Origin of the sequence: Delftia sp. S65, from assembly GCF_016516495.1 — a bacterium.
Taxonomy (GTDB): domain Bacteria; phylum Pseudomonadota; class Gammaproteobacteria; order Burkholderiales; family Burkholderiaceae_C; genus Comamonas; species Comamonas acidovorans.
Map to the genome: position 1 here is coordinate 75,878 of NZ_JACVUR010000017.1, position 16,519 is coordinate 92,396.

Annotated in this window: 15 protein-coding genes; 9 read left to right on the forward strand and 6 right to left on the reverse strand. The window is 69.5% G+C overall.

Features of this window, described 5'->3' with window-relative positions:
- Positions 1–3 precede the first annotated feature (3 nt).
- Positions 4–618, reverse strand: a complete 615-nt coding sequence (locus IAE24_RS15770; protein ID WP_199960876.1) for a TetR/AcrR family transcriptional regulator — start codon at positions 616–618, stop codon at positions 4–6.
- 142 nt (positions 619–760) lie between these two features.
- Here IAE24_RS15770 and IAE24_RS15775 point away from each other — a divergent pair, with 142 nt between their 5' ends.
- The 3 genes from IAE24_RS15775 to IAE24_RS15785 are packed head-to-tail and all read left to right on the forward strand — an operon-like array spanning position 761 to position 3,735.
- Positions 761–1,816, forward strand: coding sequence for a sugar phosphate isomerase/epimerase family protein (locus IAE24_RS15775; RefSeq protein ID WP_199960874.1), 1,056 nt, complete (start codon positions 761–763; stop codon positions 1,814–1,816).
- Between the two features lie 39 nt (positions 1,817–1,855).
- Entirely contained in the window at positions 1,856–2,752 is an 897-nt protein-coding gene (locus IAE24_RS15780; protein ID WP_012205750.1) for an alpha/beta fold hydrolase, read from the forward strand.
- A 2-nt stretch (positions 2,753–2,754) separates the two neighbouring features.
- Positions 2,755–3,735, forward strand: a complete 981-nt coding sequence (locus tag IAE24_RS15785) for an alpha/beta hydrolase (RefSeq protein ID WP_199960872.1) — start codon at positions 2,755–2,757, stop codon at positions 3,733–3,735.
- A gap of 17 nt (positions 3,736–3,752) precedes the next feature.
- Here the strand turns inward: IAE24_RS15785 and IAE24_RS15790 are convergent, their stop codons facing one another.
- The 3 genes from IAE24_RS15790 to IAE24_RS15800 form a co-directional block, all read right to left on the reverse strand.
- Complete coding sequence (locus IAE24_RS15790) at positions 3,753–3,962, reverse strand: DUF4287 domain-containing protein (protein ID WP_013802290.1); 210 nt, start codon at positions 3,960–3,962, stop codon at positions 3,753–3,755.
- A 71-nt stretch (positions 3,963–4,033) separates the two neighbouring features.
- On the reverse strand, positions 4,034–4,945 hold the full coding sequence (locus IAE24_RS15795) for a bestrophin family protein (protein ID WP_097202269.1): 912 nt from the start codon (positions 4,943–4,945) through the stop codon (positions 4,034–4,036).
- A 151-nt stretch (positions 4,946–5,096) separates the two neighbouring features.
- Positions 5,097–5,999, reverse strand: coding sequence for a nitroreductase (locus tag IAE24_RS15800; protein WP_199960870.1), 903 nt, complete (start codon positions 5,997–5,999; stop codon positions 5,097–5,099).
- Between the two features lie 287 nt (positions 6,000–6,286).
- Here IAE24_RS15800 and IAE24_RS15805 point away from each other — a divergent pair, with 287 nt between their 5' ends.
- The 5 genes from IAE24_RS15805 (at position 6,287) to IAE24_RS15825 (ending at position 12,986) form a co-directional block, all read left to right on the forward strand.
- Positions 6,287–6,622 carry a hypothetical protein gene (locus tag IAE24_RS15805; protein WP_199960868.1) on the forward strand — a complete coding sequence of 112 codons (336 nt, stop codon included), beginning with the start codon at positions 6,287–6,289 and terminating at the stop codon, positions 6,620–6,622.
- 156 nt (positions 6,623–6,778) lie between these two features.
- Positions 6,779–7,900 (forward strand): efflux RND transporter periplasmic adaptor subunit, encoded by a 1,122-nt coding sequence (locus tag IAE24_RS15810; protein WP_199960866.1) that lies wholly within the window; start codon positions 6,779–6,781, stop codon positions 7,898–7,900.
- Positions 7,900–11,022, forward strand: a complete 3,123-nt coding sequence (locus tag IAE24_RS15815) for an efflux RND transporter permease subunit (protein ID WP_199960864.1) — start codon at positions 7,900–7,902, stop codon at positions 11,020–11,022. Before IAE24_RS15810 ends, IAE24_RS15815 begins: the two co-directional genes overlap by 1 nt.
- Before the next feature lie 77 nt (positions 11,023–11,099).
- Positions 11,100–12,359, forward strand: coding sequence for a TolC family protein (locus IAE24_RS15820; RefSeq protein ID WP_199960862.1), 1,260 nt, complete (start codon positions 11,100–11,102; stop codon positions 12,357–12,359).
- A gap of 54 nt (positions 12,360–12,413) precedes the next feature.
- Positions 12,414–12,986: a hypothetical protein gene (locus IAE24_RS15825; RefSeq protein ID WP_099751950.1), complete on the forward strand. Its 573-nt coding sequence runs from the start codon at positions 12,414–12,416 to the stop codon at positions 12,984–12,986.
- Here IAE24_RS15825 and IAE24_RS15830 read toward each other — a convergent pair.
- Complete coding sequence (locus IAE24_RS15830; protein WP_192366795.1) at positions 12,983–13,870, reverse strand: LysR family transcriptional regulator; 888 nt, start codon at positions 13,868–13,870, stop codon at positions 12,983–12,985. The genes IAE24_RS15825 and IAE24_RS15830 overlap by 4 nt on opposite strands.
- A gap of 75 nt (positions 13,871–13,945) precedes the next feature.
- On the opposite strand from IAE24_RS15830, the gene IAE24_RS15835 reads away from it, so the two are divergent.
- Positions 13,946–14,896 carry a DMT family transporter gene (locus IAE24_RS15835; RefSeq protein WP_199960860.1) on the forward strand — a complete coding sequence of 317 codons (951 nt, stop codon included), beginning with the start codon at positions 13,946–13,948 and terminating at the stop codon, positions 14,894–14,896.
- 25 nt (positions 14,897–14,921) lie between these two features.
- On the opposite strand, the gene IAE24_RS15840 is transcribed toward IAE24_RS15835, so the two are convergent.
- Entirely contained in the window at positions 14,922–16,517 is a 1,596-nt protein-coding gene (locus IAE24_RS15840; protein WP_012205739.1) for a bifunctional aspartate transaminase/aspartate 4-decarboxylase, read from the reverse strand.
- Between the last annotated feature and the right edge of the window lie 2 nt (positions 16,518–16,519).

Below are 16,519 nucleotides of genomic sequence, written 5' to 3' on the forward strand. Positions count from 1 at the left end.
GGCTCAGCCCGCCTTGGCTGCGGGCTGCAGCGCCGTGTCCAGCAGCAGCAAGGCGGTCTCCACCGCCGCCAGCAGCCGCTGGCGCGGCACGCCATCGCGGGCCTGCACCGATATGCCGTGCAGTTGCGTGGCATAGAAATCCCCCAGCGCCTGCACATCGGTGCCGGCGCGCAACTCGCCCTCATCCAGCGCGCGCTGAAGGCGGTCGATCAGGGACTGCGTGCGCTGGCGTCGGTGTTCGGCCAGCCAGGCGGCGACTGCCTCGTTTTCCTCGGCGCAATTGGTGGCGGCGGTGACCACCATGCAGCCCAGCGGATGGGCATCGTCCGTATAGGTGGCCACGGCATCGCGCAGCACGCGGGCCAGGGCGTCGCGCACGCGCGGCTCCTGGGCCATGGCGCGGTCGGCAAAGCCGCCATCACCGGCCTCGTAGCGCTGCACGGCCTCGCGGAACAGATCCTGCTTGCTGCCGAAGGCCGCATAGATGCGCGCTGACGCAATGCCCAGCGCCTGCACCAGGTCGGCCATGGACGTGCCCTCGTAGCCGCGCCGCCAGAACGCCAGCATGGCGCGCTCCAGCGCCTGGTCTCGGTCAAATTCCCTGGGTCTTCCGGCCATCTTCCTCATCCTTCTCAACAGTCAGGGCGGCATCTTAGCGGCGCCGTGATGCTGTCTTGCATCGGCTTCGCAAAAGCAGCCGCATTGGCGTGATACTATTCTTTGTCGATCAACAAACAATAGCTCAACGCAAGGAAATCACATGCAGACCATCAAGGGCCCAAGCCTTCATCTGGCGCAATTTGCCGACAACAAGGCACCGTTCAATTCCCTGGAAGACATCGCACGCTGGGCAGCCGGCGTAGGCTTCAAGGGCCTGCAGATTCCCGCCTGGGACCAGCGCCTGTTCGACGTGGCCACGGCCGCCAGCAGCCAGACCTATTGCGACGATGTCAACGGCATGCTGGCCTCGCAGGGCCTGGTGGCCAGCGAGCTGACCACGCACATCTTTGGCCAGCTCGTGGCCGTGCACCCGGCCTACGACGCCATGTGCGACAGCTTTGCGCCCGAGGCGCTGCGCGGCAATCCGGCCGCACGCACGGCCTGGGCGCTGGAGCAGCTCAAGCTGTCGGCCAGTGCATCGCGCCGCATGGGACTGAGCGACATGGGCACGTTCTCGGGCTCGTTCGTCTGGCCCTATCTGTTCCCGTTCCCGCAGCGCCCGGCCGGCCTGATCGAAACCGCCTTCGAGGAGCTGGCGCGCCGCTGGCGCCCCATCCTCGACGCCTGCGACGAGCAGGGCGTGAACCTGTGCTACGAAATCCACCCCAGCGAAGACCTGCACGACGGCACCAGCTTCGAGCGCTTCCATGAACTGGTGGGCCAGCACACGCGCTGCAAGATCCTGTTCGATCCCAGCCACTTCGTGTTGCAGCAGCTCAACTACCTCGACTACATCGACATCTACCGCGAGCACATCCGCATGTTCCATGTGAAGGATGCGGAGTTCCTGCCCAGCGGGCGCCAGGGCATCTACGGCGGCTATTCCTCGTGGCTGGAGCGGGCAGGGCGTTTCCGTTCGCTGGGCGACGGTCAGGTGGACTTCAAGGCCATCTTCTCCAAGTTCGCGCAGTACGACTACCAGGGCTGGGCCTCGCTGGAATGGGAGTGCTGCCTCAAGGACCAGGAAGACGGTGCGCGCGAGGGCGTGGACTTCATCAACCGCCACATCATCCGCGTGACCGACAAGATCTTTGACGACTTCGCCGGCGCCCCCGTGGACCAGCGCCAGATCAACGCCATGCTCGGCATCGCCTGAGCACGCCCGCAGCCAAAGAACCTCAAAAAGAATCCAACAATGAACGCTTTCACATCGAACGCCCTGCGCAAGCAGGAAGACCAGGCCTGCGAGTTCTCGCACGACTACGTGCGCATCGACGGCCGCCGCATCCACTGCATCACGGCCGGGCAGGGCGCGCCCGTGCTGCTGATCCCGGGCTGGCCCCAGACCTGGTATGCCTGGCGCCACGTCATGCAGGCGCTGGCTGCGCAGGGTTTCCAGGCCATTGCCGTCGATCCGCCGGGCACGGGCTTTTCCGACCGGCCCGACACCGGCTACGACACGGGCTCCATCGCGCTGACCCTGCACCGCACCATGCTGGCGCTGGGCCATGAGCGTTACCAGGTCGCCGGCCACGACGTGGGCATGTGGGTGGCCTATGCGCTGGCCAGCGACCAGCCGCAGGCCGTGCAGTCCCTGGCGCTGACCGAGGCCGTGATCCCCGGCCTGGCGCCCGAGCCCAGCATCTTTGCGCCGCCAGAGCAGAACATCTTCCTGTGGCACTTCATGTTCAACCAGTTGGCCGACCTGCCCGAGACCCTGATCGCGGGGCGCGAGCGTGCCTACCTGGAATTCATGTTCAACCGCTGGTCGCTGCGGCGCGACCGCGTGGCCGTCGACGTCTATGTCGATGCCTATGCGGCGCCCGGTGGCCTGCGCGGCGGCTTTGCCTACTACCGTGCCATTCCCGAAACCATCCGCCAGAACCGCGAGCGTGCGCTGCGCCCGCTGGCCATGCCCGTGCTGGCCATTGGCGCCGAGCACGCCACGGCCGATGCGCCGCTGGCCACGCTGCGCGGCCATGCCGATGACCTGTCGGGCGTGATCGTGCCGGGCTGCGGCCACTTCATCATGGAGGAAGCCGCCGAGCCCTTCATCGCCGAGCTGCTGCCCTTCCTGCAAAGGACGCTGTGACCATGGGCCTGGACGCTGACATTGCGCGCTATCTCGCCGAGCTGGCGCAGGCGACCCAGGCCGTGGCCCCGCCCACGCCGCCCACGCTGGCAGCGCTGCGCGAGGCCACCGACGCCGGGCTGCGCGCCCTGCATGGCCCGGCCGAGGCCGTGGCCCGTACCGAAGACTTCACGCTGCCCGCGCGCGACGGTGCGCCGCTGCGCGTGCGCATCTACCGGCCGCTGGCCTCGGACACACCCACGCCCCAGCCCGCCCTGGTCTTCGCCCACGGCGGCGGCTGGTGCCTGGGTTCGCTGGAGGTCTACGACAACCCCTGCCGCGCATTGGCCGCGGCAACGGGCGCCGTCGTGGTCTCGGTGGACTATCGGCTGGCGCCCGAGCACCGCTTTCCCGTGCCGCTGCATGACTTCTGCGATGCCATTGCCTGGACCTTTGAGCAGGCCGATGCGCTGGGCCTGGACCGCAGGCGCATCGGCGTGGCCGGAGACAGCGCGGGCGGCAACCTCGCGGCCGCTGCCTGCCTGCTGGCACGGCAACAAGAGGGCTGGGGGGCGGCGGGCGCACCGGCCATCGCCCACCAGCTGCTGCTGTACCCGGCACTGGACGCGGCCATGGACTCGCCGTCGTTCCAGCAGTTCGGAGAGGGCCATTACCTCACGCGTGCGGCCATGGAGTACTGCTATGGCGCGTACCTGGGCGATGCGGCACCGGGGCGGCACGAACTTGTCTCTCCGCTGCGCGCGGAACACCTGGCAGGCCTGCCCCAAGCCACGGTGATCAGCTGCGAATACGACCCGCTGCGCGACGAGGCCGAAGCCTATGCGCAGCGGCTGGCCCAGGCCGGTGTGGCGGTGCAGGCCGTGCGCCTGCCCGGCATGGTGCACGCCTGCATGCACATGCTGGGGCTGGCGCCGGCATCACGCCGCCTGTTTGACGAAGCGGGTGCCGCCGTGCGCCAGGCTTTCGGCACGGCCATCGGCTGAGGGTTGCTGGGTGCAGGTCAGGCCTGTGCCAGGAACACGGCCACCAGCGCATTCGCATGGCCGTGCCCCATCTGGTGCTGGGCCTTGAGCCAGCCCACCAGTTCCATGTGCTTGCGGGTGTCCTGCTGTTGCAGCAGATCCATCCAGTGCGCAATCGGCTGGCCGTAGGTCTTCTCGATGGAAGGGAAATACGAGGCCGGTCCCTTGACCTTGCTTGTCTCCGTCATGGCGCTTGTCCTTTTTCTGTGATGCGGGTGGCAGATTGTGCCGCTGGCGCTGTCCGGGCCGGCAGGCAGGGTCAGGTCAGGAACAGCACATCCTTGTGCTGCGGCGCAGGCGGCAGCACCTCGCCGGTCAGCTCGCGCAGCGTGGCCTCGATCATCTGCGACATGGCGTCCAGCGCCAGATCGTTGGGCGCCGTGCCGAAGGGCTCCTCCAGCTCGGCGCCCAGTGCCTCCAGCGCGAAGAAGGTGTAGGCGATGAAGGCCACGATCACCGGAGTCATGAAGCCGATGGAATCCACCAGGCCGAAGGGCAGCAGCAGGCAGTACAGGTAGATGGTGCGATGGATGATCACCGCGTAGGTGAAGGGAATCGGCGTGCCCGCAATGCGCTCGCAGCCGCCCAGTGCCTCGCCCAGCTTGCACAGCGGCGCCTCCATGGCGGGCACCAGCACGGGCTGCAGGCTGCCGTCGTGGCGGCGCGCCTGCAGCCATTCGCCGGCCATGAGCAGCAGCACGGCAGGCTTGAAGCGCGCCGTGGCCAGGCGTTCGCAGTCGGCGGCAGGCAGCAGGCGACGCATGTCGGCCGCGGCATCGGTGCCGCGCAACTGGTGGCGCAGCGCGTGCACAAAGGCCGCCAGCACCATGGCCAGGGCCGGGGCGTGCTGCGGCGCGTCCGTCAAGGTCCGGGCCTGGCGTACCAGGGTGCGTGTCTCGTTGAGCAGGGTGCCCCACAGCGTGCGCGCCTCCCAATAGCGCGCATAGCTGGTGCTGTTGCGAAAGCCCAGGAAGATGGCCAGCGTCAGCCCGATCAGCGAAAACGGCACGAAGTTCAGCGGCACCTTCCACGCGAAAAGCTGGCCGTGCAGCGCCGTGACCAGCACGGCGAACAAGGTGGCGGCCATCAGCTGGGGCAGGATGTCGGGCAGCACGGAGCCTCGCAGCACGAAGAGCATGCGCAGCCAGTGGGGGCGGGGCCGGATGATCATGAAAGCTTGTTCCGTGATGGAAAAGAGGGCGCAAGAGGGTGCAAGAGGGCGCAGCAGCCCCGCAACTCTAACCGCCCCGCGCAGTCAGTGCGCCACCTGCGCGCCACCTGTGCGCCACTTATGCGCCACCTGGCACGCGCCGGCTGCGGCTTCAAAGATCGCTGCCGTGGCTGTCGTGGTTGCCGTCTGGCTGGAGAAGGGCCTGTGCCGTGACCGCTGCTGTCTGCTCCGCCTGCCATGCCGTGCGCATGGAAGAGGGCGCCACCGTTGCGCGCGGGGATGGCTGGCTGGTGATGGTGCCCAGGCTGATGAAGCCGGCCAGGTGCTCGCCCTCGCGCAAACCCAGCGCTGATTGCAGGGCCGGGTCAAAACAGCGCTCGCCACTGAGCACGATGGCACCAAAGCCCAAATGGTGGGCGGCATTGAGGAAGTTGCCCAGGGCCCCGCCCGCGGCCAGCCATTGCTCACGCACCGGCACGCGCGAGCGCGGCCGGGGCGAGATGATGAAGGCGATCAGCGCCGGCGCGCGCGTTGCATGCTCGCGCGCACGGGGGATATCGTCGGCCGGGGCCAGCGGGTCGCGGCGCCGTTTTTCCTGCTCGAACAGGCTGGCCAAGGCCTCGCGCTGGTGGGCGGGAAACTCCAGAACCCGCCAGGGGTGCAAGGCACCGTGGTCCGGAGCGCATAGCGCCGCCTCGATCATCAGGTCCATGTCGCCGCTGTCCGGGCCCGGCATGGCCAGCCGCCTGGGCGAGACGGAGCGCCGCGCCAGCAGGGGCGCCAGGCCCGCCCGCTTGCGCGTGTCGGCAAAGCAGTGCTTGAGTGCATCCACCGCCTGGGCGAACTGCCGGGCCCAGGCCAGCACCTGTTCACCCTCCAGCGTGAACCCCTGGAAGGGCCGGCCCGCACGCACCAGCGCGTGGCCGAACTCCGCCTCGGCCGAGCGTATGGCCTGGGCCAGCGCGTTGTCGGAGATGCCACAGGCCTGCGCTGCGCGCGCCCAGTCACGCTCGCGGTCCAGGGCCAGCAGATGGGGGATGTATTTTTGCGTCAAGTCGGTTCTCCAGCGCGGGCCTGCAGGTTCCCGGGGGGGAAGTGCTCCATGAATGGCTTCGTTATATCCGAAAAAATACAATGAAATCCGTCACTCCAGCTTGAACCGAGGCCTGGTGCGGCTTGCGGGCCTGCCGCGATGGCGGGGGCTTGCTTTGGTATGTGACAGGTGAATGTGCCCTTGCCGAACTGCGGGATTGAACCGATTGCGCAGGCACCGGCACTACAATCCCCGGCCATGTTGCATGCCATCCGGAGCCTATCCATGCGGAGCGCCTTGCTGCTGCCATGGTGGCGCAGCTGCTGATACCGCTGCTGCACAGCCATTTCGGCACTCCGAACCAGGCCGGCCTGCACATCCACGCGGCGTCGTCGCGGGTGGCCGACTCGCATTTCCACCTGTTCGTGGCCCACGGCTCCTTCACCGATGTGGATGAAGACCATGTCGAGCCTTTCGAGGTCGATGTGCAGGACGCCATACAGCCGCTGGACCTGTTGCCCATGCCCTTGCTGGCCGTGGTCGGCCTGGTCTTGCTCACCCTGGGCCTGCGTGCCGCGCGCATGCGCTGCATTGCGCCCCGGCCCGCCCTGCCGCTGCAGCCCACGCGCCTGAGTCCGCGCTGACGCGGGCGCGTGATACGGCCTTCTCCCGCCCAGGCACCGCCCCTGGCTTCCTGACCTCCCCGGCCTGGTCCACAGGCCCGCCTCAGTCCTTCTTCGCCCGCGCGCAGCGAACCGCCTGCGCGTGGACGGCGTTCGTCTTTTTTCCCGGAGTCAGGAATGATGTTTTCCCCATGGCTGCTGGCCGGCGCACTTGCGCTGCCAGCCGTCGGCATGGCCGCCCAGGCCCAGGCCGCACCCGCAAGCCCGTCCAATCCCCCGTCCGCATCCGTTGCCTTGTCCGCCGAACAGGCACAGGCGCTGGGCGTGCGTTTCGAACCCATTCAGGCGGCACAGCGCATCGAGGTCTCGGCCCACGCCCGCGTCGTGCTGCGGCCCGATGCCCAGGCCGTGGTGGCCGCCCCTTATGCAGGCGCGGTGCCGCGCGTGCTCGTGGCCCTGGGCCAGACGGTGCGCACCGGCCAGCCGGTGGCGGTGTTCACCAGCCCGCAGCTGTATGAGGCGCGGCGCGCGCTGCTGGAGGCCGAGTCCCAGTCGCGCCTGGCACGCCAGGCCCTGGCGCGCGACCAGGCGCTGCATGAGGACGGCATCATCGCCGCCAGCCGCTGGCAGGCTACGCAGGCCCGCGCCGCCGAGGCCGCGGCCATGGCCCAGGCGCGGCGCGCCGAACTGGCCGCCAGCGGCCTGCAGTTTGCGGGCAACGAGGTGCACCTGGTGGCGCCCCGCGCAGGCCTGGTGACCGAGGTGCTGGCGGTGCCGGGTGCGCGCGTGGAGGCCTCGGCGCCGCTGCTGCGCGTGGCCGACCCCACGGCGCTGGAACTGGACCTGCTGCTGGGCCGCGAGGTGCCGCTGCCCGGCGTGGGCGACCGCGTTCAGGTGGCGGCGCGCGGTGCGCAGGGCAAGGTGGCCGGCATGGCCCCGGTCGGTGACGGATCGGCCGGCATGCGGGTGCGCGTTGCGCTGGAACGCGCTGGCGACCTGCGCGTGGGCGAAAGCGTGACCGCGTCGCTGGCCCTGGCTGGTGCGGACGCCGGGCCTTCCGGCGGATCTGCTGGTGGCTCTGGCGGTGCACGCCTGCGCGTGCCCGCTGCGGCGCTGGCGCATTGGAACAACCGCACCGGCGTCTTTGTCGCCACCGGGCAGGGGGCGCGCTTCATGCCGCTGTCCGTGGAGGCCAGCGACGAGGCCACGGCCGTGGTGCGCGGCACGCTGCCGCCCAAGGCGCGCATTGCCGTGACGGGCATTGCCGCGCTCAAGGGCCTGCTGGGCGGGGGTGAGTGATGCTGGCGCGCCTCATCGATTTTTCGCTGCGCCAGCGCGCGCTGGTGCTGATGGCCGCCTGCGCGCTGGCCCTGGCCCTGGCCGGTGCCTGGGCCTATGTGCACCTGCCCATCGATGCCTTCCCCGACATCTCGCCCACCCAGGTCAAAGTGATCCTGAAGGTGCCCGGCATGACGCCCGAGGAGGTGGAGCAGCGCGTCTCCACGCCTGTCGAGCAGGAATTGCTGGGCCTGCCGCACAAGACCATGGTTCGCTCGGTGTCCAAGTACGGCATCAGCGACGTGACCGTGGATTTCAGCGAAGGCACGGACGTGTACTGGGCGCGCCAGCAGGTGTCCGAGCGGCTGGCCGGCCTGCAGCGCGAGCTGCCCGCCACGGCCGAAGGCGGGCTTGCCCCCATCACCACGCCGCTGGGCGAGATGTTCATGTTCACCATCGACGGTGAGCAATGGTCTCTGGCCGAGCGCCGCCATGTGCTGGACTGGGTGATTCGCCCTGCGCTGCGCACCGTGGCCGGCGTGGCAGACGTGAATGCCCTGGGTGGCATGGTGCGCGGCTACGAGGTGATCCCCGACCCCGCCCGGCTGCGGGCGCGCGGCGTGACGCTGGACCAGCTGCGCCAGGCGCTGGAGGCCAACAACCGCAACGACGGCGCAGGCCGGCTGGACCGCGGGGAAGAGCACTGGGTGGTGCGCGTGGAAGGCGGCGTGCACGGGCTGGACGACCTGCGCGCCATTGTCGTGGCGCCCGCCCATAAGGGGCGCGTTGCCGCCACCGTGGGCGATGTGGCCACCGTGCGCCTGGGCGAAGCCACGCGCAACGGCGCCGTCAGCCGCGACGGACGTGGCGAAGCCGTGCAGGGCCTGGTGCTGGGACTGCGCGGGGTGGATGCGCGCAGCCTGGTGGACGCCGTGCAGGCGCGGCTGGATGAACTGGCTCCCCGGCTGCCCAAGGGCATGAGCACCCAGGTCTTCTACAACCGGGGCGACCTGGTCTCGCGCGCTGCGGGCACCGTGGTGCGCGCCCTGGTCGAAGCCAGCGTGCTGGTGCTGGTCACGCTCTACCTGTTCCTGGGCGGGCTGCGGGCGGCCCTGGTGGTGGCGGCCACGCTGCCGCTGTCCATGCTGGCCACCTTCCTGTTGATGCGCCATGCGGGCCTGACGGCCAACCTGATGAGCCTGGGCGGCCTGGCCATCGCCCTGGGCATGCTGGTGGATGCTGCGGTGGTGGTGGTGGAGAACATAGAGACCGCGCTGGCGAATGAGTCTGCGGGCGCAACGGCCATCGAAACGGCAGGCAGCTCCCCGCCGCAGGACCGGGCCGTGCTGATCCGCCAGGCGGTCTCGGCGGTCTCCGTGCCCATGCTGGCCGGCGTGTCCATCATCGCCATCGTGTTCCTGCCGCTGCTCACGCTGCAGGGGCTGGAGGGCAAGCTGTTCGCGCCGGTGGCGCTGACCATCGTGCTGGCGCTGGGGGCCTCGGTGCTCATCGCCTTCACCGTGGTGCCTGCGCTGGCCTCGCTGCTGCTGCGCTCGCATGGCGGCGATGAACCCTGGCTGATGCGGCGCGTGGCCCGGGGCTTCGAGCGCATGCAGCGCTGGAGCCTGGCCCATCGGCCTGCGGTCTTCGGCATTGCCGGGGCATCGCTGGCCGGAGCGGCCGTGCTCTACCTGTCCGTGGGGAAGACCTTCATGCCCACCATGGATGAGGGCGACATGATCGTGCAGCTGCAAAAGACGCCCTCCATCTCGCTGGCCGCTTCGCTGGACATGGACGGGCGCGTGCAGCGCGCGCTGCTGGAGCAGGTGCCCGAGATCCGCTCCATCGTCGCGCGCACGGGCTCGGACGATCTGGGCCTGGACCCCATGGGCCTGAACGAGACCGATACCTTCCTGGTGCTGCGCCCGCGCGACGAGTGGCGCGGCAGCAAGGAAGACATCGCCGAGGCCATACGCCACGTCATGCAAGGCTTTCCGGGGCTCATCTACGGCTTCACCCAGCCCATAGAAATGCGCGTCTCCGAAATGCTGACCGGCACACGCGGCGACGTGGCCATCAAGATCTTCGATCCCGATCTGGCGCGGCTGGACACTGCCGCCCAGGCCGTGGCCGCGCGCATGCGCGCGGTGGCCGAGGCCTCCGAAGTCATCGCGCCCAGCAACAGCGGCGTGCAATACCTGCAGGTGGCGCTCAACCGCGCGGCGCTGGGCCAGTCCGGGCTCAGTGGCGAAGGTCTGCAGGCGCAACTGCGCGCCCTGGTGGAAGGCGAGCGCATTGGCATCGTGCCCGAAGGCGTGGCGCGCACGCCGCTCATCCTGCGCGGCGGGGCGGCGCTGCGCCAGTCGCCCGAAGGCCTGGCCGGCCTGCTGGTGACGGCGGCGGACGGCAGCAACTGGCCATTGACCTCCCTGGCCAAGCTGGCGGTCCGCGACGGCCCCGTGCGCGTGGACCACGAAAACGGCGCACGCTTCGCCGTGGTGCAGGTCAACGTCGAAGGGCGCGACCTGGCCAGCTTTGTGCGCGATGCCCAGGCAGCCATCGCCGGTGATGCCGGCCTCAAGGACATGCGCATCGTCTGGGGCGGCCAGTTCGAGAACCAGCAGCGCGCCGCCGCACGGCTGGCGCTGGTGGTGCCGCTGGCCCTGGGCGCCATCTTCGTGCTGCTGGTGCTGACCTTCCGCTCGCCCAGGCAGGCGCTGCTGGTCATTACCAACATCCCTTTCGCGCTGGTGGGCGGCATGGCGGCGCTGAGTGCGGCGGGCGAGTACCTGTCGGTGCCTGCCTCGGTGGGTTTCATCGCGCTGCTGGGCATTGCGGTGCTCAACGGCGTGGTCCTGGTCTCTCACTTCAACAACCTGCTGGCTGCGGGCCAGCCCCTGTCCCGAGTGGTGCGGCACGGCGTGCGCGACCGGCTGCGGCCCGTGCTGATGACGGCCTGCATCACCGCGCTGGGCATGGTGCCGCTGCTGCTGGCCAGCGGGCGGGGCTCGGAGATCCAGCGGCCGCTGGCCATCGTGGTGGCGGGCGGGCTGGTCAGCTCCACGGCGCTGACCCTGCTTCTGCTGCCTTTGCTGTTCGAACGCTTCGGCCTGCCGCGGCGTGAGCGGGAGGCCCGGTCATGAGCACCACCCACACCACCACCACCTCTCCCCACTGCAGGGCGCAAGGCCTTGCCGGACTCTCTTTCAGGAACATGCCCATGAAACCCCTGCTGCATGCCTGGGCCGCTGCCTTGCTGTGTGCCTGCGCTGTCCAGGCCCAGGCCCAAAGCCATCTGCCGCCCGAGGCCGCCGTGCGCGAGGCCGTGGCCTGCTCTCCTGCCGTGCAGGCGGCCGACGCCGCGCAACGCGGCGCTGCGGCGCGCGCCCAGGCCCTGCGCGCCGGCCCGCATGAAACCGTGGTGCGCGCCAGCGGCCAGCGCCGTTGGGTGCACGACGGCTCGGGCCAGCGCTTTGCCGAAGGGCAGATCGCCATCGAGCGCCCCCTGCGCCTGGGTGGCAAGGCCGAGTCCGATGCGCAGCTGGCCGAAGCGACCCAGGCCGCATCGCGCGTGGCGGCCCAGGATGTGCGGCACGAAGCCGCACGCCAGTTGCTGGCGCTGCGGTTTGCCGCACAGCGCGCAGGCCAGGCGCAGCAGACCGCCCGGGACAATGCCGACGCTGCCGCCGAACTGGCCCGCGTCACCGAACGCCGGCTGCGCGCAGGCGATGCGGCCAGGCTGGACGCCGAACTGGCCGCAGCCGAGCACGCGCGCATGCAGGCCGCGCTGGCAACGGCCCAGGCCGCGCACCACGCGGCCCAGGCGGACCTGCAGGCGCGCTTTCCGGGCCTGGAGGCTGCCCGGGCGAAGGAGGGGGAGGCTGCGCCACCGCTGCTGGATCTGCCACCGCTGCCGCAGCAGCCACCGGCCCAGCTGCGCCTGCGCTACATAGAGCACAGCCACGAATACCTGCTGGCCCAGGCCGAGGAAACCCTGGCACTGCGCCAAGCTCGCCGTGCCGATCTGGAGCGCCGGCCCGACCCTACCGTGGGCGTGTTCGCCACCAGCGAGCGGGGCGGCAGCGAGCGCATTGCGGGCGTCAGCCTGTCCGTGCCCCTGGGCTCGGTGCACCGCCAGGCCCAGGCCGACCAGGCCCTGGCCGATGCCGACGCCGCGCTGTCCCGCCGCCTGGCGGCCGAGCGCCGCCTGGGCGCGGAGTTCGACGTGCTCTGGAGCCTGCTGGCCGGCAAGCGTGCCGCCGCCCAGGCCCAGGCCCGCGCCGCCACGCTGCAGCAGGGCGCCGCCGACCGCGCACTGCGCGCCTACCGCGCCGGTGAATCGGGCCTGACCGAACTGCTGGCCGTGCGCCGCACCCTGGCCGAAGCGCTGCTGGCCGAACGCCTGGCCCGCAGCGAGGCGCTGGAGGGCGACAGCCGCCTGCGGCTGGATCTGCATGAGCTGTGGGATTTTGATGACTGAGTGCGGCTGCAGCCCTCGACAATCCGTGTACAGCGACCCAACCCCAGCCAATCCATGAGACCCAGGATCCCTCCCCTCAAACGTCTGCTTGTTCTCGTCACGGTGGTGGTGCCAGCCCTGGCCTGGTGTCTGGTCAAACCAGTGCGCGTGATGGCTCCCGGGCTGGCCGGCGTGTCCTGTACGGCGGATCGGATCTGCGTGGACGATGTCTCGCGGCTGGAGCAGGCCAGCGCCATGGTGGAGGAGGCCCATGGATTCCTGGCGGCGCGCCTGGGCACTGCGCCGCACCGGCCCCGGGTGGTGTTCTGCGCCACCCAGGCCTGTGCGGACAGCTTCGGGCTGGGCGCGCGCTCTGCCATGAACCTGGCGGGCCTGGGCACGGTCATAGGCCCCAGGGCCTGGACCGCCTACTACCTCCGCCATGAACTCATCCACCAGGTGCAGAGCGAGCAACTCGGCATCGTCCGCATGCTGCTGCGGCCCGCATGGTGGACCGAAGGCATGGCCTATGACCTCAGCGAGGACCCGCGCCCCGTGCTTGCCGAGCCCTGGCAAGGCTACAGAGCCAGATTCCAGGCATGGCATGCCCGGGCTGGCGACGCGGGGTTGTGGACTGCGCCGCTCTAGGGTCGACCACCGCCCAGCGTCGCAATCAACTGCCCGTACATGGCATCCACGGCCGCCGAGCCCTGCGAGGCCTTGCTGCGCAGGGCCGAAACTTCCATGGACACCAGCGGCGGCAGCTCGAAACCGGCCGGCAGGTTCTGCAGCACCTGCAGGTGCGGCGGCACGCTGCAGCGCGTGAACACGGCCACGGCCAGGCCGCTTTCCACGGCGGCCAGCTGGCCGGCAAGGCTGGAGCTGTGATAGACCACGCGGTGCGCGCGCCGCTGAGCCGCCAGGCTGGACAGCGCCGCCGTGCGGGCCAGGCTGGCGGCCTCGTAGACGGCAATCGGCAGGGGGTTCTTCCTCCACACCTCGTGCTGCGGCGCGCCCACCCAGACCAGGGGCTCGTGGAACAGCAGGCGCCCGCGCTGGGGCCTGTCGCGCGAGACCAGGGCCAGGTCCAGCGTGCCGCGCACCACTTGCGGGATCAGCGCGGTGGACTGCTCGCAGGTCAGCTCGATCTCCACGCCCTGGTAGCGGCCCGCGAAGCTGCGCAGCACGGGCGTCAGATAGGTGGATGCGTAGTCGTCCGGCACGCCCAGCCGCACGCGCCCGGACAGGTCGGGGCCGAACAGGGCCGCCTGCGCCTGGGCTTGCAGCTCCAGCATGCGCCGCGCATAGCCCAGCAGCTCCGCGCCTGCGGGCGTGAGCTGCAGATGGCGCGGGCCGCGCAGCAGCACGGGCTGGCCCAGCGCTGTCTCCAGCTTCTTGATCTGCATGCTCACGGCGGCCTGTGATCGGTGCAGCAGCGGCGCGGCAGCCGAGAGCGAGCCCGCATCCACCACGGCCACCAGGGCACGCAGCCAGTCGATCTGCAGGTCGGGGTGGTTCACGGCACGCTCCATGGATTCGAATATCGAATACTAAACCTGCAAACTATTTGCTTTACGGGAATTTCCTGCCACGAGACGATCGCGGCCATGCAAGACAGAACCCATTTCTTACAGGCCGCATCCGTAGCCTCCACCGCGCCCGCTCCCGCGCCCGCACAAGCCGCTCCCACAGCGCAGGAGACGCGCGGCCAGTGGCTGATGATTGCGGGCGGCGTGCTGCTGGGCACCGTCGGCGTATTTGTGGAAGAGGCCCGCCAGCACCCGTTGGTCACCGTGCTGTTTCGCTGCGCCTTCGGCGCGCTGGCGCTGCTGGCCTGGGGCCTGGCCACGGGCCGCGTGCGGGAGTTGCGCGTGCGCGGCAGGAGCTGGGCGGTGGTGGTGGCCACGGGCCTCCTCATGGTGCTGAACTGGGCGCTGTTCTTTGCCGCCATACCGCGCACCTCCATTGGCGTGGCCACCATCGTGTTCCACATCCAGCCGGTGTGGATCATGCTGTTCGGCACCCTGGTGCTGCGCGAGGCCGTGGCACCACGGCAGGTGGTGGCCATGCTGGCGGCGTTGCTGGGACTGGTGTTGACCACGGGGCTGCTGGGTGGCGATGCGGCGGCCTGGGGGCCGGACCATGTGTCCGGCCTGCTGATGTGCCTGGCCGGCTCGCTGTGCTATGCGGCCGTGACCATCCTGGCCAAGACCGAGAAAGTGGTCACGCCGTTTGCGCTGGCCTGGTGGCAATGCGCGGTTGGCACCGTGCTGCTGCTGTGGGTGCCGCTGGTTCATGGCTGGCCGCAGGCGCCGTCGTCCTGGGCTTGGCTGGCAGGGCTGGGCGTGCTGCACACGGGCCTGGCCTACGCCATTCTCTTTGCGGGCATGGCCCGCCTCACGCTGGGCCGCATTGCCGTGCTGCAGTACGTCTATCCGTTGACGGCCATCGTGCTGGACTGGGTGGTCTACGGGCGTGCGCTGGGCGCCGTGCAACTGGCCGGCGTGGGCCTGATGGCCGGGGCGCTGCTGGTGGTCAAGGCCCGACAGCTGCGATGAGCCGTGCGGGCCTTGTGCGCAGGGCCTACTCCTTGCCCAGCGCCTTGTACTGTTCGTACAGCTCGTCGGCCAGCCGGCGCAGAGCGCGGCCTATGGCTGCGTACTCGTACTCGTTGAGGTTGGCCAGCGAGGCGCGGCCGGAAGGCCGGTCGGACCCGAAGCCCCGGCCCGGCAGCAGCACGATGCCGGTCTCATCCGCCACGCGGAACAGCATGTCGCCCGTGGACGACTGCTGCACGGCCCATTGCGAGAAGGCCTCGCCATAGAGCCGGCAGGTCACGTTCTGCAGGTCGATCAGCGTGTAGTAGTTGACCGAGTTGGGGTTCTCCAGCGGGGGCATGCCCAGCTCGCGGTACAGCGTGGCCTCGCGGCGGCGGATCAGTTGCTTGAGCGCCTGCTTGTAGGCGTCCGCTTCATCCATGAGCGCAAACAGCGAGAACAGCACCATCTGCACCTGCTGCGGCGTGGACAGGCCGGCCGTGTGGTTCAGCGCGACCACGCGGCTGTCGGCCACCAGGCGGTCGATGAACTTGAGCGAGCGCACATCGGGCAGCAGCGAGCGGTAGCGGTGGTCCAGCGCCTTCTTGGCGGACTCGGGCAACTGCGCCAGCGCATGGTCGAACACGTTGTCCTTGTGTGCCGCGATCACGCCCAGGCGCCAGCCCGTGGCCCCGAAATACTTGGAGAACGAATACACCAGCAGCGTGTTCTGGGGGCAGACCGAGAACAGGGACTGGAATTCATCGGCAAAGGTGCCGTAGACATCGTCGGTGAGGATCAGCAAGTCGGGCCGCTGCTCGGCCACGATGGCGCGCACGCGGTCCAGGCTGCGCTGGTCCATCTTCACGGATGGCGGGTTGCTGGGGTTCACGCAGAAGAAGATCTTGACGTCCGGGTCCTTGAGCTTGTCCAGCTCGGCGTCGGAGTACTGCCAGCCGTTGTCGGGGTCCGCGTGTATGGGCACTTCCTTGAGGTCGTACTGGGCCAGTTCGGGGATCTCGATATATGGCGTGAACACCGGCATGCCGATGGCCACCTTGTCGCCGGCCTTGAGCAGGCCGCTGATGCGAAGGCTCTCGAAGATATAGGCCATGGCTGCCGTGCCGCCCTCCACCGCGAACAGGTCCACCGACTCGGGCGGCACGGCGCCGCCTGCCATCTCGCGGACGATGTACTGGCGCACGACCTGCTCGCTCACGGTGAGCATGCGCGGCGGCACGGGGTAGTTGCAGCCCAGGATGCCGTCCACCATCTCGTGCAGGAAGGCGGCGGGGTCCAGCCCCAGCTGGTCGCGCACATAGCTCAGCGACTTGCCCAGGAACTTCACGCCCTCCTGGTCGCGGTGCTCGGCGATGAAGCGCTCGAAGCGCCCCTCGATGCCGTCGAGCTTGGCCAGCCCGCCCACGCCCACCGTCATGTAGGAGTACGACAGCTCCGACTCCGCCGCCGCGAACAGCCCCAGCCGGAAGAACGCCCGGCGCGGCGTGGTCGCCAGGAAGTTGGGATTGCCGCGCCCCGCATTGAGCATGAGGCGGTTGGCCTTGCCCGAGGCCACCTTGATCAGCTCGTCCTTGAGTTCGAACGGGCTCAAATTCGCCAGACTCCGATAATCCTTGCTCATTG

Bases quoted from the DNA above. Each gene is read 5' to 3' on its own strand.
- IAE24_RS15815 (WP_199960864.1), top strand. From the start codon at position 7,900: ATGCTGGCGCGCCTCATCGATTTTTCGCTGCGCCAGCGCGCGCTGGTG.
- IAE24_RS15820 (WP_199960862.1), top strand. From the start codon at position 11,100: ATGAAACCCCTGCTGCATGCCTGGGCCGCTGCCTTGCTGTGTGCCTGC.
- IAE24_RS15805 (WP_199960868.1), top strand. From the start codon at position 6,287: ATGGTGGCGCAGCTGCTGATACCGCTGCTGCACAGCCATTTCGGCACT.
- IAE24_RS15790 (WP_013802290.1), bottom strand. From the start codon at position 3,962: ATGACGGAGACAAGCAAGGTCAAGGGACCGGCCTCGTATTTCCCTTCC.
- IAE24_RS15775 (WP_199960874.1), top strand. From the start codon at position 761: ATGCAGACCATCAAGGGCCCAAGCCTTCATCTGGCGCAATTTGCCGAC.
- IAE24_RS15830 (WP_192366795.1), bottom strand. From the start codon at position 13,870: ATGGAGCGTGCCGTGAACCACCCCGACCTGCAGATCGACTGGCTGCGT.
- IAE24_RS15825 (WP_099751950.1), top strand. From the start codon at position 12,414: ATGAGACCCAGGATCCCTCCCCTCAAACGTCTGCTTGTTCTCGTCACG.
- IAE24_RS15795 (WP_097202269.1), bottom strand. From the start codon at position 4,945: ATGATCATCCGGCCCCGCCCCCACTGGCTGCGCATGCTCTTCGTGCTG.
- IAE24_RS15810 (WP_199960866.1), top strand. From the start codon at position 6,779: ATGATGTTTTCCCCATGGCTGCTGGCCGGCGCACTTGCGCTGCCAGCC.
- IAE24_RS15785 (WP_199960872.1), top strand. From the start codon at position 2,755: ATGGGCCTGGACGCTGACATTGCGCGCTATCTCGCCGAGCTGGCGCAG.
- IAE24_RS15770 (WP_199960876.1), bottom strand. From the start codon at position 618: ATGGCCGGAAGACCCAGGGAATTTGACCGAGACCAGGCGCTGGAGCGC.
- IAE24_RS15840 (WP_012205739.1), bottom strand. From the start codon at position 16,517: ATGAGCAAGGATTATCGGAGTCTGGCGAATTTGAGCCCGTTCGAACTC.
- IAE24_RS15780 (WP_012205750.1), top strand. From the start codon at position 1,856: ATGAACGCTTTCACATCGAACGCCCTGCGCAAGCAGGAAGACCAGGCC.
- IAE24_RS15835 (WP_199960860.1), top strand. From the start codon at position 13,946: ATGCAAGACAGAACCCATTTCTTACAGGCCGCATCCGTAGCCTCCACC.